16 protein-coding genes are annotated in these 17,406 nt (G+C 70.9%); 10 read left to right on the top strand and 6 right to left on the bottom strand.

Going from position 1 to position 17,406, the window contains the following annotated elements:
- Window positions 1-1,701: a DUF4091 domain-containing protein gene (locus AC3RXZ_RS10615; protein WP_491493996.1), complete on the top strand. Its 1,701-nt coding sequence runs from the start codon at window positions 1-3 to the stop codon at window positions 1,699-1,701.
- A 4-nt stretch (window positions 1,702-1,705) separates the two neighbouring features.
- Window positions 1,706-2,920, top strand: a complete 1,215-nt coding sequence (locus tag AC3RXZ_RS10610; RefSeq protein ID WP_491493995.1) for an MFS transporter — start codon at window positions 1,706-1,708, stop codon at window positions 2,918-2,920.
- A 224-nt stretch (window positions 2,921-3,144) separates the two neighbouring features.
- Here AC3RXZ_RS10610 and AC3RXZ_RS10605 read toward each other — a convergent pair whose 3' ends face one another.
- Window positions 3,145-5,574: a CHAT domain-containing protein gene (locus AC3RXZ_RS10605; RefSeq protein WP_491493994.1), complete on the bottom strand. Its 2,430-nt coding sequence runs from the start codon at window positions 5,572-5,574 to the stop codon at window positions 3,145-3,147.
- A 181-nt stretch (window positions 5,575-5,755) separates the two neighbouring features.
- Here AC3RXZ_RS10605 and phnD point away from each other — a divergent pair, with 181 nt between their 5' ends.
- Genes phnD through AC3RXZ_RS10580 form a run of 5 tightly spaced genes read left to right on the top strand, consistent with a single transcriptional unit; the run spans window position 5,756 to window position 9,728 of the window.
- Window positions 5,756-6,658, top strand: a complete 903-nt coding sequence (gene phnD, locus AC3RXZ_RS10600; protein ID WP_491493993.1) for a phosphate/phosphite/phosphonate ABC transporter substrate-binding protein — start codon at window positions 5,756-5,758, stop codon at window positions 6,656-6,658.
- The gene (locus AC3RXZ_RS10595) at window positions 6,655-7,515 is read left to right on the top strand and encodes a phosphonate ABC transporter ATP-binding protein (protein WP_491493992.1); all 861 of its coding nucleotides are present in this window, start codon (window positions 6,655-6,657) and stop codon (window positions 7,513-7,515) included. The genes phnD and AC3RXZ_RS10595 overlap by 4 nt, the downstream gene beginning before the upstream one ends.
- Window positions 7,496-8,338, top strand: a complete 843-nt coding sequence (phnE, locus tag AC3RXZ_RS10590; RefSeq protein WP_491493991.1) for a phosphonate ABC transporter, permease protein PhnE — start codon at window positions 7,496-7,498, stop codon at window positions 8,336-8,338. Before AC3RXZ_RS10595 ends, phnE begins: the two co-directional genes overlap by 20 nt.
- Window positions 8,335-9,093, top strand: a complete 759-nt coding sequence (locus AC3RXZ_RS10585) for a tyrosine-protein phosphatase (RefSeq protein ID WP_491493990.1) — start codon at window positions 8,335-8,337, stop codon at window positions 9,091-9,093. The genes phnE and AC3RXZ_RS10585 overlap by 4 nt, the downstream gene beginning before the upstream one ends.
- Window positions 9,090-9,728 (top strand): TetR/AcrR family transcriptional regulator, encoded by a 639-nt coding sequence (locus tag AC3RXZ_RS10580; RefSeq protein ID WP_243228675.1) that lies wholly within the window; start codon window positions 9,090-9,092, stop codon window positions 9,726-9,728. Before AC3RXZ_RS10585 ends, AC3RXZ_RS10580 begins: the two co-directional genes overlap by 4 nt.
- Before the next feature lie 5 nt (window positions 9,729-9,733).
- Here AC3RXZ_RS10580 and AC3RXZ_RS10575 read toward each other — a convergent pair whose 3' ends face one another.
- Genes AC3RXZ_RS10575 through AC3RXZ_RS10565 form a run of 3 tightly spaced genes read right to left on the bottom strand, consistent with a single transcriptional unit; the run spans window position 9,734 to window position 12,404 of the window.
- Window positions 9,734-11,317 carry a S8 family peptidase gene (locus tag AC3RXZ_RS10575; RefSeq protein WP_243228677.1) on the bottom strand — a complete coding sequence of 528 codons (1,584 nt, stop codon included), beginning with the start codon at window positions 11,315-11,317 and terminating at the stop codon, window positions 9,734-9,736.
- Window positions 11,318-11,367: 50 nt separating this feature from the next.
- A complete protein-coding gene (locus tag AC3RXZ_RS10570) occupies window positions 11,368-11,808 on the bottom strand; it encodes a hypothetical protein (RefSeq protein WP_243228678.1) in 441 nt (146 codons plus the stop codon).
- Window positions 11,805-12,404 (bottom strand): RNA polymerase sigma factor, encoded by a 600-nt coding sequence (locus AC3RXZ_RS10565; protein ID WP_491493989.1) that lies wholly within the window; start codon window positions 12,402-12,404, stop codon window positions 11,805-11,807. Before AC3RXZ_RS10565 ends, AC3RXZ_RS10570 begins: the two co-directional genes overlap by 4 nt.
- Window positions 12,405-12,506: 102 nt before the next feature.
- Between AC3RXZ_RS10565 and AC3RXZ_RS10560 the strand changes: the two genes are divergently transcribed.
- Window positions 12,507-12,725, top strand: a complete 219-nt coding sequence (locus tag AC3RXZ_RS10560) for an SCO4848 family membrane protein (RefSeq protein WP_243228682.1) — start codon at window positions 12,507-12,509, stop codon at window positions 12,723-12,725.
- A 158-nt stretch (window positions 12,726-12,883) separates the two neighbouring features.
- Here AC3RXZ_RS10560 and AC3RXZ_RS10555 read toward each other — a convergent pair whose 3' ends face one another.
- Window positions 12,884-13,570 (bottom strand): TetR/AcrR family transcriptional regulator, encoded by a 687-nt coding sequence (locus tag AC3RXZ_RS10555; RefSeq protein ID WP_243228683.1) that lies wholly within the window; start codon window positions 13,568-13,570, stop codon window positions 12,884-12,886.
- 73 nt (window positions 13,571-13,643) lie between these two features.
- On the opposite strand from AC3RXZ_RS10555, the gene AC3RXZ_RS10550 reads away from it, so the two are divergent.
- Window positions 13,644-15,161, top strand: a complete 1,518-nt coding sequence (locus tag AC3RXZ_RS10550; RefSeq protein ID WP_491493988.1) for an MFS transporter — start codon at window positions 13,644-13,646, stop codon at window positions 15,159-15,161.
- Between the two features lie 28 nt (window positions 15,162-15,189).
- Here AC3RXZ_RS10550 and AC3RXZ_RS10545 read toward each other — a convergent pair whose 3' ends face one another.
- Window positions 15,190-16,671, bottom strand: a complete 1,482-nt coding sequence (locus AC3RXZ_RS10545) for an MFS transporter (protein ID WP_243228687.1) — start codon at window positions 16,669-16,671, stop codon at window positions 15,190-15,192.
- A gap of 74 nt (window positions 16,672-16,745) precedes the next feature.
- Between AC3RXZ_RS10545 and AC3RXZ_RS10540 the strand changes: the two genes are divergently transcribed.
- Entirely contained in the window at window positions 16,746-17,333 is a 588-nt protein-coding gene (locus AC3RXZ_RS10540; protein ID WP_491493987.1) for an ArsR/SmtB family transcription factor, read from the top strand.
- The last annotated feature ends 73 nt before the right edge of the window (window positions 17,334-17,406 follow it).

The following is a 17,406-nucleotide window of genomic DNA, read 5'->3' as shown; positions in this document are numbered from 1 at the left end:
ATGACATCCGAACGCCCCGCATGGTCCGTCGTCCTGTGCGACTCCCTCGAGAAGGTGTTCCCCGACGCGCGTCCGCGCGAGCTGGATCGCTCGATACCGCTCGTGGGCTTCCGCGGCGAGGTCGCGTCGTTCCAGGTCGCCGTGCTTCCGCCGTACCTCGCGGATGCCGTGCGACTGGGAGGCGTGCGGCTGGAGCTGCAGCTGCCCGAGGGTGTGCGCGCAGCCGTCAGCAGCGTGGAGCTCGTCCCGGTCGAGCTGCCGGCGTTCGAGGACGCGGACGACCACTACCTGCGCACCGCCCCCGGCCTCTATCCCGACCTCCTTCGTCCCATCGCGGAAGCGACGATCGCCCCGGTCCCCGGTCAGTGGCGGGCCGCCTGGATCGACCTGCGCATCGAGGCCGGGGCTGAGAGCGGCCGGCACGAGATCGGTGTCCGGGTGCTGTCCGAGGTCACGGGGGAGGCTGTCGCGGACCCGTCGAGCCTCGCCCTGCACGTTCCGGAGGCAGGCCTCCCGGACCTGGACATCCCGCATGCCGAGTGGTTCCACTGCGACGGCCTGGCCGACCACTACGGATACGAGGTGTTCGACGAGCAGCACTGGGCCGCCATCGATCGGTTCCTGGGCTCCGCGGCCCGGGCCGGCATCAACGCCGTTCTGACGCCGGTATGGACTCCACCCCTGGACACCGAGGTCGGTGGCGTGCGCACACCGACGCAGCTCGTGGGGATCAGCGATGCCGGCGACGGGCGGTACGCGTTCGACTTCCGTCTGCTGCGCCGGTGGATCGCACTCTGCCGCAGCCATGGCATCCGCTACCTCGAGATCGCCCACCTCTTCTCACAGTGGGGGGCGAAGGCGACGCCAGCGATCTACGTGAAGACGGGCGACCGGCTGGAGCACCGGTTCGGGTGGCACATCGCGGCCGACGACCCCCGTTACCGCGCCCTGCTCGAGCAGTTGCTGCCGGCGCTGCTCGAGGTCCTCGACGCGGAGTGGGATGCGGATCGCGTGTTCTTCCACATCTCCGACGAGCCGACGGAACAGCAGGTCGAGACCTACTCGGCGGCGCGTGCCGTCGTCGCCGACCTCCTCGCCGGCCGGCAGGTGATCGATGCGATCAGCGACTATTCGCTGTACGCATCCGGTCTCATCCCGATTCCCGTGGTCGCCAACGACCACGCGGGCCCCTTCCTCGCCGCGGGCGCCGCGCCGATGTGGCTGTATTACTGCGTCGCCCAGAACCGTCTGGTCGCCAACCGGTTCATCTCGTTGCCGTCGTCACGCAGCCGCGTGCTCGGCGCGCAGCTGTTCTGCTCGGGAGCTGCCGGGTTCCTGCACTGGGGTTTCAACTTCTACAACAGCAGTCTCTCGAGACGGCGCATCGACCCCTTCCGGGACACGTGCGCGGACGCGAGCTTCCCCGGCGGAGATGCGTTCCTCGTCTACCCCGGACCGGAGGGAGTGCCGTGGGAGTCGATCCGGCACCGTGTCGTCGCCGAGGCCTTTCTCGATCATCGGGCGCTGCAGGCCGTCCGCGACCTGCACGGGCCTGCCGCGGCGAAGGAGCTCGCCGATCAGGACGGCACGCTCACCCTGACCGCGTACAGCTACGACGCCGACCACTACCGGCGGATGCTCGCAAGGGCGGCGGAGCTGATCGATGCGGCCGCTCCGGCGGACGCGACCGCACGTGCCTAAAGCCGTGGCTGACGACGCGAAGGAGAACGACCAGGGGATCGGCGTCCCCGTCCTGCTCTGGCTGGCGGTCGCCACGTTCTCCATGGGCATCGACGGTTATGTGCTCGCGGGGCTGCTGCCGGCGATCGCGGCGGATCTGAGCGTCGACGTCGCTGCGGCGGGCCAGCTGATGGCGGTGTTCGCGCTGACCACGGCCGTCGCCGGTCCCGTGCTCGGCGCGCTCACCGGCGGCTGGGAGCGGCGCCGCGTCATCGTCCTCTCGCTCGCCGTGTTCATCGCCGGGAACCTCCTGGTCGCCGTGGCTCCTGCCTATGGCTGGGCCATGGCCGGTCGTGTCATCTCCGCGCTGGGCGCGAGCCTGCTCAACGCCGCGGTCAGCGCCTACGTCATCGCCCGCACGCCGGTGCACCGGCGAGGCCGCGCTCTCTCGTTCGTGCTGGGCGGCTGGCTCACAGCGACCGCGCTGGGAGTGCCCGTCGGGCTGGTCATCGGCCAGACGGACTGGCGTGCTCCCCTGTTCCTGATCGCCGCCGTCGGCCTCGTCGCGCTCGTCGGCATACGGATCAAGCTGCCCCTGCTGAGAGGGACCGGCAGCGGCCTGCGCGACGCCCTTCGTCCACTCGGCAGGCCCCGGCTGCTCGGGGGCCTCCTCGTCAGCACGGGCGTCATGTGCGCCAGTTACGCGTGCTTCACCTACGCGGCGCTCATCGTCGGGCCACGAGTCGGCGGAGGCCTCGCGCTCGTGGCGGTCATGTTCGGATACGGACTGGCCAGCCTGATGGGGAACGTGCTCACAGGCCGGCTCTCGGACCGCTTCCGTCCGGAGAACGTGCTGAGCGTCGTCATCCTCGCACTGCTCGCCGCCTCGGTCCTCGGATGGGCGGGGCTGCTGCTTCCTGGTCTGATGGGCGCCGTCGCCGCGATCGCGTGGTTCTTCGTGTGCGCCGTGGGCAACGGCGGATTCGCCGTGCCTCAGCAGGCGCGTCTCGGCGCGCTCGCGCCCGAGTCCGTCGCCGTCGTCATGGCCCTCAACGGCAGCGCCATCTCGCTGGGCTCCGCGCTCGGGGCCGGCCTCGGAGGAGCATCCTTGACTGCGGGACTCGGCGTCGATGAGCTGCTGCTCGTGGCGGGCGCCGTGCTCCTGGCCACCCTCGTACTCCACCTCGGCGTCCGTGCCACCGCTGCGCTCGGTGCGCGGCGAGTCGGACAAGCGCCCTGAACCCAGTGAGGGTGCCGCGGCTGCATACCGCGACACCCCCGTGAGCAGCCGATGTCGATCTCCGGCGCTCCCCATGCGCCTCCCCAGAATCGAAGATCTCTCGCGCCTCCCTCGCGTCTGCCCTTCCGACGCTTCGCGTGACATCGTCTGAACATCAGGAGCGCGGTCCCCACGATCTGATACATCGAATCGAGAAATTCTTCGCGACCAGTCCGTCGCGCAGATCAGAGGGCCGAGCCGTGCACCTGGAAAGGCGTGCGCAGTCCGGTCGCCGCGGACGCTTCGGCCAGCGCCACGGCGGGATCCTCCCCGGCGCTGAGCCCGGCATGCACGGCAGCCAGCAGCTCTCCCGCAACGTCGTCGGCGACCACGGTCGGCGCGGCGATCACCGTTCGGGTGCCGGCGTGCAACCAGACCCGCGTCATCCCGAGCGCCTCCTCGCCCCACCGGACAGAGGACCGGCCGAGCTCGCACGCCGAGAGCACCACCGTGGTCGGGACCTGCGGGATGAGATCCACGTCGTAGCCGAACAGCGTCCCGTCGTGCAGCTCGAAACCGGCGAACAGCGGATTGTCGACCGTGTGCCGACCGTGCGCGGCGATGTGCAGCACATCGACCCGGTCGGCGAGAGCCGTCACCGCGTCCACGCGGGCGTCCTCTCCGCTGAGCACGACGGCCTCCGGCCAGGCGGATGCCGCCGTGCGCGTCTCCTCGATCGCACGCGGAACGCGCGGGCCGGCGGCGAACCCGGCGGTCCGTGTCGCTGCGGTCACGATCCGGCCTCCGGTGCGCTCGTCGAGCCACCGGGACACCGAGCTCGCGAGGACGAACGGCCTCCCCGCCATCACGGGCAGCATCCCCCACGGGATCCCGCCGAGGGCGCCCGGAACGGTGAGGACGAGACGCGCGGCGTCGCCCGCCGCCGCGAGCACCGGAGCGAGCAGCGCGTCGCCCAGCACCCGCATCCGCTCCTCCAGTGCCGCGCCGACCACCCCGGCCATCGGGCCCGAGCGCACAGCGGCCGCGACGTCGAGATCGGCGCGCAGGCCGCGGACCGCAGCCTCCACGTCGGCCCATCGCAGCCGGACCAGCCGCGCGTCCTCCGCCGTCACCACGACGCACAGCAGCTCCGTGCCGGTGAAGACGTACGACAGCACGGCCGTGCCCGGATCGAGCGCGGTGCGCACCTCCTGGATGGACACCCGGCGCCGGGTGTCTCCGGCTCCGGTGGCCGTCCACTGCCGATCGCGCACGCGGTCGCGGAGCACGCGGACCTGCGGATGCGTGGTCCATTCGCTTCCGCTCAGCTCGGCGCGCAGCATCCGCAGCTCGGCGAGGTCGTCGGCGAGTGCGGGATCGCGCGGCGGCCGGACCGGGACGACCTGCTGGCTGAGGTGCCTGGCGCGTTCGGACCAGTCGAACAGGATGCCGGGATCCCCGCTCCGCGCCGCGGACTGCAGCCCCTGGAAGATGAGCCGAGTGCCGTGCATGGCGACGGACGCCTGCAGATCGAGGGCGCCGAAGGAGCGCTGCCAGTCGGACAGCAGGTCCAGCCCGTCGGCGACGATGCGCCGCGACCGGGCTCCGGTGGCCCGGGCGGCGCGGGCCTCGGCGGCACGCAGCTTCAGCGGCGTCGGCGCGTTCCGGGGCACCCGCGGAAGCGGGCCGGAGCTCGCGCCGCGCTTTCCGTCCGCGATCGCCGCGGTCAGACGCGTGGCGATGGCCTCGGTGGGAAACCCGCCCGCGTCCAGCGCGGCGGCGACGTCGGTGAACTGCACGGCCGGCGGCGGCGATCCGGCCGCGACCAGCGCGTCCAGGCGGACGGCGGCGCTGCGGGCTGCCCAGCTGTCGCTGCCCAGCGCCCGGAACCGGCGCTCGGCGACCCGGGCGACGTCGGCGGCTCGGACCGGATCGTGCTGCAGCAGCGAGCGCGCCAGGTGGAACTCGGCCTCGGCGCGCGCCTGACGCATCCCCGCGGCGCCGAAGACCTCGGCGACGGATTCGAGCAGATGCTCCGCCTCGTCCACGAGGCCGGCATCCCGCAGCACCTCGGCACGGTCCAGATCGCTCATCGCCGCGCTGACGTCGGACTCGGCCGCGATCACGGGGCGAGAGCGCGCCATCAGCTCGAGTGCCGTCAGCAGATCGCCAGCGAGCAGCGCCGCGTAGCCGAGGTTGTGGCGCGACTCGGCGGCGGCCGCGCTCTCTCCGGCGGATTCGTAGATCCCGGTGGCGCGCTCCAGATCCGCCCGGCACGCCGCGAGTGCACGCCGCTGCATGTGGACCACCGACCGGTTCATGAGGCAGTTCGCGAGGGCGATCCCGTCCAGTCCGTCCACCGCCCGAGTCAGCAGCTCCTCGGCCTCGTCCAGTCGTCCCGCCCTGGTGCAGATCACCCCGAGCTGGCCGGCGAGCACGGCCGCGGTCTCGGTGCTGAGGCCCTCGCCCGCCAGCGCCTCGCGGACCATCGCCTCGCCCGCGGCAGGATCACCGGTCTGGGCGAGCACGTAGGACAGGCTTCCGGCGATGCGCGCTCGCAGGTCCGCATCCGTCTCGGGATGAGCCGCGGCCCGTTCGAGCAGACGGCGGGCCTGCGCGAACCGCTGGGAGTCGGCGGCGGCGCGTCCGCGCTCCCACAGTTCCCGTGCCGTCATCCCCATCCGACCAGGATGCCGTGTTCCCTCCCCGCCCGCGAGCAGATGACGCCGGGAGCGGCGTCACCGATCGTTCACCCGACGTTCCGTTCCAAGTACGCCGGTCTCGTAATTGCCGGACACCCGGGCGAGTTCGAATACAGGTGTTCTCGCAATTCCTCTCCGAACCGAAAGGTCACCCATGCGCCGCTACACCCTCCCCGCGGTGGGCATGCTCGGCATCGCTGCTCTCGCCCTCACCGGCTGCCAGTCCCCGGAAGCGGACGCCGCCTCGTCCGCCGACGCTCCGATCACGATCGCGACTCTGCCGGTGTCGGACGATCCGACCGCCGTCAACCCCATCGAGGCCCTCGTCGAGCTGCTCGAGGCGGAGACCGGCCGCGAGGTCGAGGTCACCGACGTCCCCGACTACCTGAGCGTCGTCGAGGCCATCCGCAGCGACCACGTCGACATCGGCATCATGAGCGGCTTCCCCTCGGCGCTCGCCGTCAACACCGGCGAGGTGGACGCCCTCCTCGCATGGAAGGGCTCGGACGACCCGGTGTCGACCTGCGTCGTGCTCGAGGACTCGCCCGTCCAGACCCTCGAGGACCTCGAGGGCAAGACCGTCGCGTTCGCCGACCAGGCGTCCAGTTCGGGATACTTCATGCCGGTCTACATGCTGCACGAGGCGGGCCTGGAGCAGGGCGAGGACTACGAGGCGATCTTCGCCGGAGGTCACGAGGGCAGCTTCGCCGCTCTCGAGCAGGGGCAGGTGGATGCCGCGTGCACCGCCATCATGCTCACCGAGCTGGGCGCGCCGATGTTCCCCTTCGCCGAGGGCGAGTGGCGCGGCATCGGCGAGAGCCCCTCCATGGACGTCATGGGCACGGTGCTGGCCCGCCAGTCGCTGGACGACGAGACGCGCACGCTCCTGGAGGAGGCGATCCCGGCCGTGTTCTCCGAGGAGAACACCGAGGCGCTGTCGGCCTACAGCTCCTTCATCGGCCTCGAGGTGGAGATCGCTCCCGAGCCCGAGGTCTTCGCCTCCTTCGCCGAGATCGCCTCGGTGGCCGGGGTCGAGCTCGAGGACCTCAAGGAATGAGCACCGTGACGAAGGCGGGGACGGATGCCGCGGCATCCGTCCCCCAGACCGGGACCGTCCCGGTGACGACCGCCGAGCTGCGCCAGGCGCTTCCCCTCGTGACCGTGCGCGGACTGCGCGTCTCTTACGAGCAGGGCGCGAAGCCCGTGCTCGACGGGGTGGACCTCGATCTGTTCCCCGGCGAGACGGTCGCCCTGCTCGGCGCCTCCGGGTCCGGCAAGTCGACGCTCATGAAGAGTCTCACCGGCTTCGCTCCGGTCTCGGCGGGCTCGGTCCGGGTCGCGGGACACGACATCACCAACCTCGGCCGCGGCGAGCTGCGTACGGTGCGCAGCGAGGTCGGGCAGGTGTTCCAGCAGTTCAACCTGATCCCGCGGCTCAGCGTGCTCACCAACGTGCTCACCGGGGCGCTGCACGAGGCCGGCCCGCTGAACCTGATCGGCGGCTTCTCCACCGCGCACCGCCGCCGCGCCATGGAGCTCCTCGACCGTGTCGGCATCGCGCACAAGGCGAAGGAACCGGCGCGTTCGCTGTCCGGCGGACAACAGCAGCGCGTCGCGATCGCCAGGGCGCTCATGCAGCAGCCGCGTGTGATCCTCGCCGACGAGCCGGTCGCCTCACTTGACCCGAAGCTGTCGGATTCGGTTCTGGCGCTCCTGCGGGGCATCGCCGCCGAGGACGGCATCCCGGTGCTCGTGAGCCTGCACGTGCTGCCGCTCGCCCTCGCTCACAGCGACCGCATCGTCGGACTCCGTCACGGCGAGATGCTCGTCTCCGCCCGCACGGCGGACCTGGATGCCGAGAAGCTGGCCGTGCTCTACGACGAGGAGGACGACGATGACGACGACGACGCCTGAACCGCGCACCCGGCGCGAGGCGCCCGAACTGTCCGCCGCCGAGCGCTCGCGTCTCGAACGGGCCTTCTCGATCCCCCGGACCCGCTTTCTCATCGGCATCCCGGTGGCGATCATCGTCCTGCTGTGGTCGGCGGGAGGCGTCGGCTTCGACTTCGTGAAGCTCGGCGAGGGCGCGGTGAACATGGGGGAGTTCCTCTCCCGGCTGTTCCCGCCCGACTTCTCGAAGATCGGGGTCATCCTCGCGCTGCTGCTCGAGACGCTGCAGATGGCGATCATCGCCACCGTGCTCGGCGCGGTTCTGTCGCTGATCGTCGCGTTCGGTGCGGCATCCAACCTCGCCCCGAAATGGCTGTACTACCCCTCCCGGTGGGTGATGAACATCATCCGCTCCGTTCCCGATCTCGTGTTCGCGCTGATGTTCGTCTCGGCCGTCGGGCTCGGGCCGTTCGCCGGCATCCTCGCCATGACGCTCGGTTCGCTGGGATCGATCGGGAAGATCTTCGCCGAGGCGATGGAGTCCGTCGACAACGGCCCCATCGTCGCCATGCAGGCGGTCGGCGCCTCCAAACGCCAGGTCATCCAGTACGGCGTCATGCCGCAGGCGGCGCCCCTGCTCGTGTCGTACACGCTGCTGCTGTTCGAGGGCAACGTGCGCGGCGCGACGATCCTCGGCCTCGTGGGCGCCGGGGGGATCGGTCTCGAGCTCACCACGGCGATGCGGATGTACGACTACGGACACCTCAGCGCCATCATCATCTGCATCATCGTGCTCGTCACGCTGATCGACCAGGGCAGCGCCCTCATCCGAAGGAGAATCACATGACCACGATCGAGCTCACTCTCAGCGCCCCGGTGAACCTGCGCGATCTGGGCGGGATCCCCATCGAGGGGGGAGTGCTGCGCGAGGGCATGGCGATCCGCACGGACGATCTCGCCTACGTCACTGCGGAGGTCGCCGAAGGCCTCGTGGCAGGAGGGCTGACCGCGATCATCGACCTGCGCTCGCCGCTCGAGGTCGCGACGACCGGCCGCGGGCCGCTGGCCGGCTACCCCGTCTCGTACCATCACCTGCCGCTGATCGCGGACATCGGCGGCGCCACCCCGAGGTCGGCCGCGGACTTCAGCCATGAGGGCATGGGACGCATGTATCTCGGCATGATCGAGGGCGCGGCGCCACAACTCGTCACCGCGCTGAACGTCATCGCCCACACGCCCGGCGCGACGGCGTTCCACTGCGCGGCCGGTCGGGACCGCACGGGCGTCCTCGCAGCGCTGCTGCTGCTGACGCTCGGGGCCTCGGACGAGGACATCATCGCCGACTACGCTCGCACCGGCGAGAACATGGCGGCGATCATGGAGCGCAACCGCCCCGTCATGGGGGCGATGTGGAAGGCGCTCGGGTTCGACTTCGACCAGCCGGACACCTCCGGCCTGCTCGAGGGCTCGATGGAGGTCTCGATGCGGATCGTCCTGGAGACGCTGCGGTCCGAACACGGCGACCCGCTCGCCTCGCTGCGGGCCGCCGGGCTCAGCGAGGACACGATCGCGCGACTGCGCGAGAAGGCCCTGGCCGCATGACGAGTCCGCTCGTACAGGACGCCACGGCGACGCAGACCGGGACCGCGGTGCGCCGCGGTCCCGGGCGCCCGCGCGACGAGGACATCGACGGCCAGATCATCGAGGCCACGCTCGCGCTGATCGACGCCGAGGAGGACGTCACCGTCTCGCGGGTGGTGCAGCGCAGCGGGGTGAGCCGCGCCGCGCTGTACCGCCGGTGGCCGTCGCTGACCGCGCTCATCGCGGCCGCTCTGGACGTGGGGCGCACGGTCCCGCCGCCGGTGCGCACGGACGGAGATCTGCGGGAGGCGGTGTTCGCGGCGATGCTCGGGGAGCCGGCGTCCGTGACGGCGGCCGGGTACTCCGAGATTCGCTTCCGGCAGCGCATCCGGCTCGTCATGGCCGATCGGGCGCTGCAGAAGGCCTACTGGCACTCCCACGTCGCGCGGCGGCGCGTGCCGATGGAGAACGCGTTCCGCGCCGGCATCGAACGCGGCATCCTGCGACCGGATCTGGACGTCGAGGCGTGCTTCGACGCCATCGCGGGTGCCGCGTACTACCAGATCGTGGTGCGCGGCGACGGCATGGACTCCCCGGAGGCCCGGGCGCGCCTGCACGCCGCGTTCGACGTCGTCTGGCGCGGCATGCAGGCGTAGATCCGTCAGTGCAACGGGGTGTCCGGCGGGAGCGTGGCGAGCACGGCATCCACCGCCGCCGTGACACCCGCCGCCGGCACCGACGTGGAGCGTGCCAGGGCGGGCGCGAGGGCCGCGGCGATGCGCCCCGCGACGTACGGGGCGGCGAACGACGTGCCGCTCCAGGCCGCGAAGCCGCCCCGGTAGTCGTCGGGGTCGACCGTCTGGCGGTCGAAGCCGTCGAAGTCGGAACGGGTCATCGCCTGAGCGCCGCCGGTGAACGCCGGTGTCGTGGACACGACCGCGGCGCCGGGGGCGTACGCGCGCACCCAGGGGCCGACGTTCGAGAACAGCGCGAGCGAGCGCAGCGAGGGGTTCAGCGCTCCGACCGACACCTGGGGCACGCCCTTGTCGGGCTTGGGCAGACCGTTGTCGGAACCGGGCCATGCCCACAGCGACGCCGGGAACGAGGGGCGATCGACCGCATCGTTGCCTGCGGAGCAGACGACGACCATCCCCGCTTCGCGGGCCGCTCGCAGCAGGTCGTACAGCGTCAGGGAGAACAGGCCGTCGGTCGGCGTCTCGTGGTAGTAGCCGAGCGAGAGGTTGAGGACGTCGATCGGGTGGCCGTCCGGCTCGCCAGCGACCCACCGGCGATGCAGTTCGACCACGGCGGCGAGGGATTCCAGGAACGTGCTCTCGTCGACCACGCCGAGGGAACCCGCCACGCGGATCGAGACGATGTCGGCGTCCGGCGCCGTCTGACGGAGGATGCCGGCGATGAACGTCCCGTGCCCGGCGACGGCGTCGATGTCCCCGTCGAGCTGCCCGTACAGATCCGGGAAGCGCTCCGGGTCGTCGTCTCCGGTCAGCCCGATCGGCACGCCGTCGAGCGTCAGACCACGCGTGACGATCGAATCGGGGAGCCAGTCGTGGATTCCGCAGCCGGTGTCGAGGACCGCGATGACCGCGCGGCGCCCCTTCTTCGGGTCGGGTCCGCGGACCGGCTCGGGACCGATCCACGCGATCGGCTGGCGTCCGCCACGTCCCGGCTCCAGGTAGTCGTCGCTGCCCACGCCCCCCGCGCCCCGAATCGGGTTCGTCCGGGTGAACGGATTGGTGCGGGTGAACGGGTTCGTCCGAGTGAAGGGGTTCAGGCCCACCGGGTCGATCGACAGGACATGCTCGAGACTCGCGCGCGGCAGCGGTCCGCGGGAGACCTTGCGGGCCCGCTGCAGCACGCGCCACGCATCCGGAGCGACCGGCGATTCGCCCTCGCCCGGCTCGTCGGGTGTCGTGAGGTGGGCGCGGCGCAGCCCGGCGATGCCCGGAAGGCTGTCGGAGCGCAGGCCAGAGCGCACGAGATCCGTCGGCTCGAGGGTGAGGCGCCAGCCGAAGGACCGGGCGGCATCCGTCAGGATCTTCAGGTCGCGATCGTAGGCGCCGTTGTCCTCATCGGGCTTCTCCGCGATCAGCATCCGCGTCGGCAGATAGGCCGTCGGGAACGCCCGGATGCCGTCGACGGGGTCGACGCTCGGATCCAGCGCTCTGCCGCGGGGGATCGATCCCTCGGCTCTGTCCTGCCAGTTCCAGTTCCTCGGCTGCTCCATTGATGTCCCCTCCCGGCGGGCGGGCCGCCGCGCTCATTCCCCCGTGACGCTCACACCTCGAACTGAGGCGTGAGCAGATCCTTGACGTCGCCCTGGGTGACGACCTGCACGCGGCACAGCCCCGCGGGCACGTCCTCGAAGGCGAATCGGCCATGCTCGGCCGGTTCGGTCGTCCAGGTGCGCTCACCCTGCGTGAGGCGCACCTCGGACGCCTCGGCGTCTATCCATCCGTCCACGCGGCGGGCGCCGCCCTCGGCCCCGCTGATGTGCAGCAGCACCGTGGCCGAGCCGTCGCTGAACTGCAGGGTGGTGGTCTCGGCGTCTCCTCGCACCGGCGACTCGATGCCCTCCATGAGCGTGAGCAGCGCGTACTCGCGGGACAGGTCCGCCACCGCGACGACGGCGACCATCCGGTCCGCGAGGTCCTCGGGGACCGGATCGAGCGCTTCGGCAGCCGCGCGCAGGCGGGCGAACAGCTCGTCATCGCTCATCGTGCACCTCCGGCGTCCACCAGCGCGGTGCGCAGCTTCGCGAGGCACCGCTGACGGGTCGGGCCGATGCTCCCGATCGGCATCTCCAGATCTGCGGCGATCGAAGCGTAGTCGGGCCGGTCGTCGAACGCGACGACGCGCAGCAGGCGCTGACATCGTTCGGTGAGCGTCTCGAGCGCCGCCCAGAGCCGCGCGGCCTCATCGGCATCCGCCACCTGGGATTCCGTGGAGGCCTGGTGCGGGAGCAGCGGTTCGAGCACCTCGTCCGAGGTCGCGGTCGCGGCGCGATGCTGCTTGGCGACCCGCCACGCCTCGCGGCGGGCGGTGACCGTCAACCAGCCGGAGATCGCCTTCGGATCGGCGACCGACTCCTGACTGCGCACGAGCGCGAGCCAGGTGGACTGCACGACATCCTCGGAGAGGGTGCGCTCGAGGCCGTAGGCGCGCACGACGTGCCAGAGTACGGGGGTCATGAGGCGCACCAGGTCGTCCATGGCGCGTGCATCGCCGGCACGCCAGTCAGCGAAGAGCGCGGCCGCGCGTTCCCACCGCGCGGTCCCGTCGCTGACGGCGCCTTCGGGGGAGGCGTCGGTCATGGTGCTCATTGTGCTCACAACTACCAGGAGCAGGGCAAGAGCCATCTGATACATGGACTCCGTGCAAACGGGGCTTCTTCTGGGGCGGGATACCGTGGAGGGGTGATTCCGCTCGCGATCCTCCTCTTCCTCAATGCCGCGTTCAACGTCATCGTGTGGCCGCGGTTCTACGTCCGAGTTGCTCAGGACCCGCGCGCGAGGGATGCCGAGGGCAGGGCCACGGCCTTCCTGAAGGTGCACGTGGTGCTCATCGCGATCGCCCTCGTGCTGGCCGCGGTCTCGGCAGTCGCGGGCATAGCGGCTCTCGTCGGGGCACTGTAGCCCCGGCATCCGGAGCTTGGCTTCTGCGCGCATCGCCGTTCGCGTCTCCGCCGACAGCACGACGTCGCGTCGAAAGTACGGCCCGTAGACCTCGCCAGGCCGTGCACTCGACGGCATCCCGTGCACTCAGCGGTGACCAGGGGTTGTGGCAGGCGGGGTCATCCTTCGTGCAGGTGCACGACGTGGGCTCCGGAATCGTCGACATGCGGCCGCGGCTCCGCGAGGCTGTGCGCGAGGAGCGCGTCGTAGTCCACCGCGGCGCCGCGCAGCAGCATCTCGATCGCCGACTCCGCTTCGGCGTCGGTGAGATGGGCGCGACCGAACATCGCCCGGTACTGGACGAGCGAGCCGAGGATGTCGAGCAGCAGTTCCCGGTCGACGTCCGCTCGCAGATCGCCGCGATCGACGGCCCGATCGAGCATGAGGGCGACCGCGCGGCGCGCGGGCTGCACGATGGTGGCGGCGTACCGCTCCTTCAGCTCGGCATCCGGGTAGCACTCTCCGTACAGCCCGCCGAGGGCATCGGGTCGGATGCTGCGCAGCGCGGACAGGAAGACGCCGAACCCCTCGGCGATGTCGCACAGGGTGCAACCCGTGTCCGGCACGGCGGGCGTCTCCAGTCTTCGCGCGATCGCGTCCAGCGCGAGCGCGGCCCGATTCGGCCAGCGCCGGTAGAGCGCCGGCCGAGAGGTGGCGGCGCGGCGCGCGACGGCGTCGAGCGACAGGGCGGCGTACCCGTGCTCGTTCAGGAGGGCGAACGCGGCATCCAGCAGCGCGTCGTCGATCTGGCGGTCGCGGGGCCGGCCGGCCGTCGCCCGCGATGGGCTTTCCTCTGCCTGGGACACGGAGTCACTCTACCGCCGAACGAAGCGTTACGTTACAGTACGTAATCAAACGGATGCTGACAGGAGAAGCCCTATGAACACCACCGTGCCCGCCGTCACCCGGGCGACCCGCCGCGAGTGGTTCGGGCTCGCGCTGCTGGTCGTTCCGATGCTGCTGCTGTCCATCGATCTGACCGTGCTGTTCTTCGCGCTGCCCGCGATCAGCAGCGACCTGAACCCGACTGCCTCGCAGTCGCTGTGGATCGTGCACGCGTACGGGTTCCTCGTCGCGGGCTTCCTCGTGACGATGGGAAGACTCGGCGACCGATTCGGGCCCCGGCGTCTGCTGCTCATCGGTGCGACGGCGTTCGGCGCGCTGTCCGCCGCGGCCGCCTTCGCACCCAGCGCCGAGTTCCTCATCGGCGCTCGCGCGCTGATGGGCGTCGCCGGCGCGACCCTCATGCCGTCGCTGTTCTCCCTGCTGAGGGTGATGTTCGCCGATGACGGCCAGCGGCGCACCGCGATCGCCGTGATGATGAGCGCCTTCAGCGTCGGCGGGCTGATCGGACCGCTCGTCGGCGGCGTGCTGCTGGAGTGGTTCGAATGGGGCGCGGTCTTCCTCGTCAACGTGCCGGCGGTGCTGGTCCTGGTCGTCCTGGGGCGCGCCGTCCTGCCCGAACGCGAGGAGCGCAACCGCGGATCGATCGACCTGCTCAGCATCCTGCTGTCGTCCGCCGGCATCCTCGCGGTCGTCTCCGGGCTGCAGGAGCTCGCGACCGCCGCGTCGCACTCGCCGGGATCCGTCGCCGTCAACGCCGCGATCGCGGCGGCGGGGGTCGTGCTGATCGCGCTGTTCGTCCGCCGGCAGCGGAGGCTGAGCGATCCGCTGCTGGACATCAGTATCGTGACCGAGCGGCGCGTCGCCTCGGCGCTCATCACGCTGGTCCTGACGCTGCTGGCCGTCGTCGGGACCTTCTTCCTGTTCGCGCAGCATCTGCAGTGGGTCATCGGCCTCAGTGCTCTGGAAGCCGGGATATGGACCCTGCCCTATGTCGCGGTCAACATCGCGGGTGCGCTTCTGGCTCCGACGCTCGCGCGGATCTGGAGTGCTCGCACCGCCGTCGTCGCGGGACTCGTGACAGCGGTCGCGGGCATGTCGGTGCTGTTCGCGATTCTCGGGCCCGAGGCGCCCGCCGTCTGGATCGTCGCGGCCATGGCGGTCACCGGGCTCGGACAGGGCGTGGTCAACCCTCTGGTCAGCGATCTGATCATCTCCAGCGCGCCGATCGCGAAGACCGGATCGTCCGCATCCGTGCAGGAGGTCGCCGGCGAACTCGGATCGGCCTTCGGGATCGCGGCGGCCGGTGCGATCGGCACGCTCGCGTACCGCGCATCGCTGGTTGCGACACTTCCCGGCGATGTGGATTCGGTCGTCGCCGAGCGGGCAGGGGAAGGACTCGCCGCCGGTGTCGATGCGGCCGCGGCATCCGTCTCGCTGCTGGACGTCGTGCACGCGGCCGGTGCGGCGCAGTTCCGCACCGTGGCAGGGGTGGCCGTCGTCCTGCTCCTCGGGGCGGTCATCGCTGCGATCGGGATGCGGCGACAGCCCTGAGCCGACCGGGCTGCGCCGGATGCCGAGCTCAGCGGATCTCGAACTGCTTGGCGTGCGCCGCCCAGCCGGACTCGGCAGGGAGGGCGCGCAGCCACCTGTTGGTGACGGCCAGCACGACCGAGACCGCGCACAGCGCCGCCGCGAACAGGATCGTGTTCGTCCGGCCCACGAGGGTGAGCCCGAAACCGGCGATGAGCGGGGCGAGGGGCATCGCTCCCATGCCCAGGACCCCCGCGGCGCTGTTCGCCCTGCCCAGCAGCTCGGTGGGAGTCGCGACCATGAAGTAGCCCATCATCGACGCGTTCAGCGCCGGGAGCAGGAACACCGACGCCCCCAGCACCGCTGCCATCCACCACGGGTTCTCCACGATCGAGACCACGGCGGCGCCGATCGTGACGGCGGCGAGTCCGACGATCGTCAGCGTGCCCGCCTTGACGCGGGGCACGAGCATCGGGGCCACGAGCGCGCCCGCGAGCATGACCGCGCCCAGGATCGCCGACAGCGTGCCGATCGTGAGCTCGGAGTACCCGGCCTGCTGCAGTCCGTAGATCACCGTCGTGATCGCGGCGTTGAAGCCGAGGTTCACGATCGTGATGATCAGCAGCACGCCGCTGAGATCAGGGCGGGAGAACAGCCAGGCGAATCCCGTGCGGATCTCGTTCCAGGCGTTCGCCTTCGGGGGAGCGGTGGACGCGCTCGCCGCGGCAGTACCGGGTACGGCCGTCGCCGGTTCTGCCTGTTCCGAGACGACGCGCCCGGCCGCGGACACGCCATCCGGGACCGACCCCTCGAGCACGGCGGCGGCCTCCACGGCGTCCACTCCGCCGTGGGGGAGCGTCGCGCCTGGCACGGCGGCGCCCTCGAGCAGCGCGTCGCGGTCCGCCGCGGCATCCGACGGACGATCCCGGATGCCGGCACGCCGGGCCGAACGCCGCAGCATCCAGGCCGTGGCGCCGGCGAGGACATAGCCGAGAGTCATGACGACGCCGACGAGCCAGGCGCCGACGCCGAGCAGAAGGCCGCCGAGCGGTCCGCTGGCCAGCTGAAGCGCGGCGTCCCTGCCCTGGTTGGCGGCCTGGGCGCGGCCCATCGTCTCGTCCGGGACGATCTCCTTCAGTGCGCTCTCGCTCGCCGGTTCGAACAGCCCCGCGCGGATCATGAGCAGCACCTCGATGACGAGGATCGTCCCGAACGTGAGCGCGTCGCCGACGGAAAGCAGGGTGAAGCCTGCCGCGAGGATCGTCGCGACTCCGGCGCCGACGAGCATGAGCGCGATCCGACCGTGGCGGTCGGCGAGCACTCCGCCGTAGAGCGTGGTGATCAGGCGGACGACCATGCCGACACCGCCCACGATCCCTGCCTGCGCAGGGTCGTTCGTCACGGCCAGCGTGATGAGGGGGATCGCGAAGCCGACGAGCGCAGTCGCGAGACCCTTGCTCGTGTCGCTCACGAGCCACAGCACATAGCGGGTGTTGCTCCAGAGGCTCGCGGGCGTCGTCGTGGTGGTCATGCGTTCAGAGTAGATCCGCAAGAAGAGTTGCGCAAGTACTATTGCGCAAGTTTTGGTGTGAGTATGATCGGTGCATGGCGCAGAAGGCGGAGGATCCGGAGGTGCGTCCGGACCGGACGATGACCACGGCGATGCTCAAGGCGTTCGCCAATCCGCTGCGCCGCCGGATCATGAGGGTGCTCGCGCGGCGCGAGTTCGTCCGCGCCGCCGACATCGCCGAGGACCTCGGCGAGCCCGCCAACAAGATCAGCTTCCACCTGCGGGTGCTCGCGGATGCCGGCATCATCGTCGAGGCGCCCGAGCAGGCGCGCGACGGCCGGGACCGCGTCTGGACCCCCATCCGGGACTCGCTGAGCATCGGAGTGGGCGCCGACGCCGAGGAGATCGAACTCGGAAACACCGTGATCGCGGCGATCGCCGAGGATCACACCGAGCTCGTGCGGCGCGTCGTCGCTCACTCCGTCGCGACCGCAGGTGATCCCGATCCTGGAACGCACGCAACGCTCATGGTCAGCAATCTGCACCTGACCGAGGCCGAGTTCGGGGTCCTCCGCGATGCGCTCTCGCGCCTCATCCACGAGGCGGAGCGATCGCACGATCGCTCCGATCCGGACTCGCGGATGTGGCAGATCGACATCGTCGCCGCGGACGACGCGATCTGACGGACGGATGCCGCGGCATCCCTGCCTCTACCGGAATCGCAACTGACCCCGTCTTGCCGACGAGACCTCTCGC

The organism is Microbacterium cucumeris, assembly GCF_058349845.2.
Note: the sequence above shows the minus strand (reverse complement) of the source record. Positions and strands in the feature narration are given on the sequence as shown.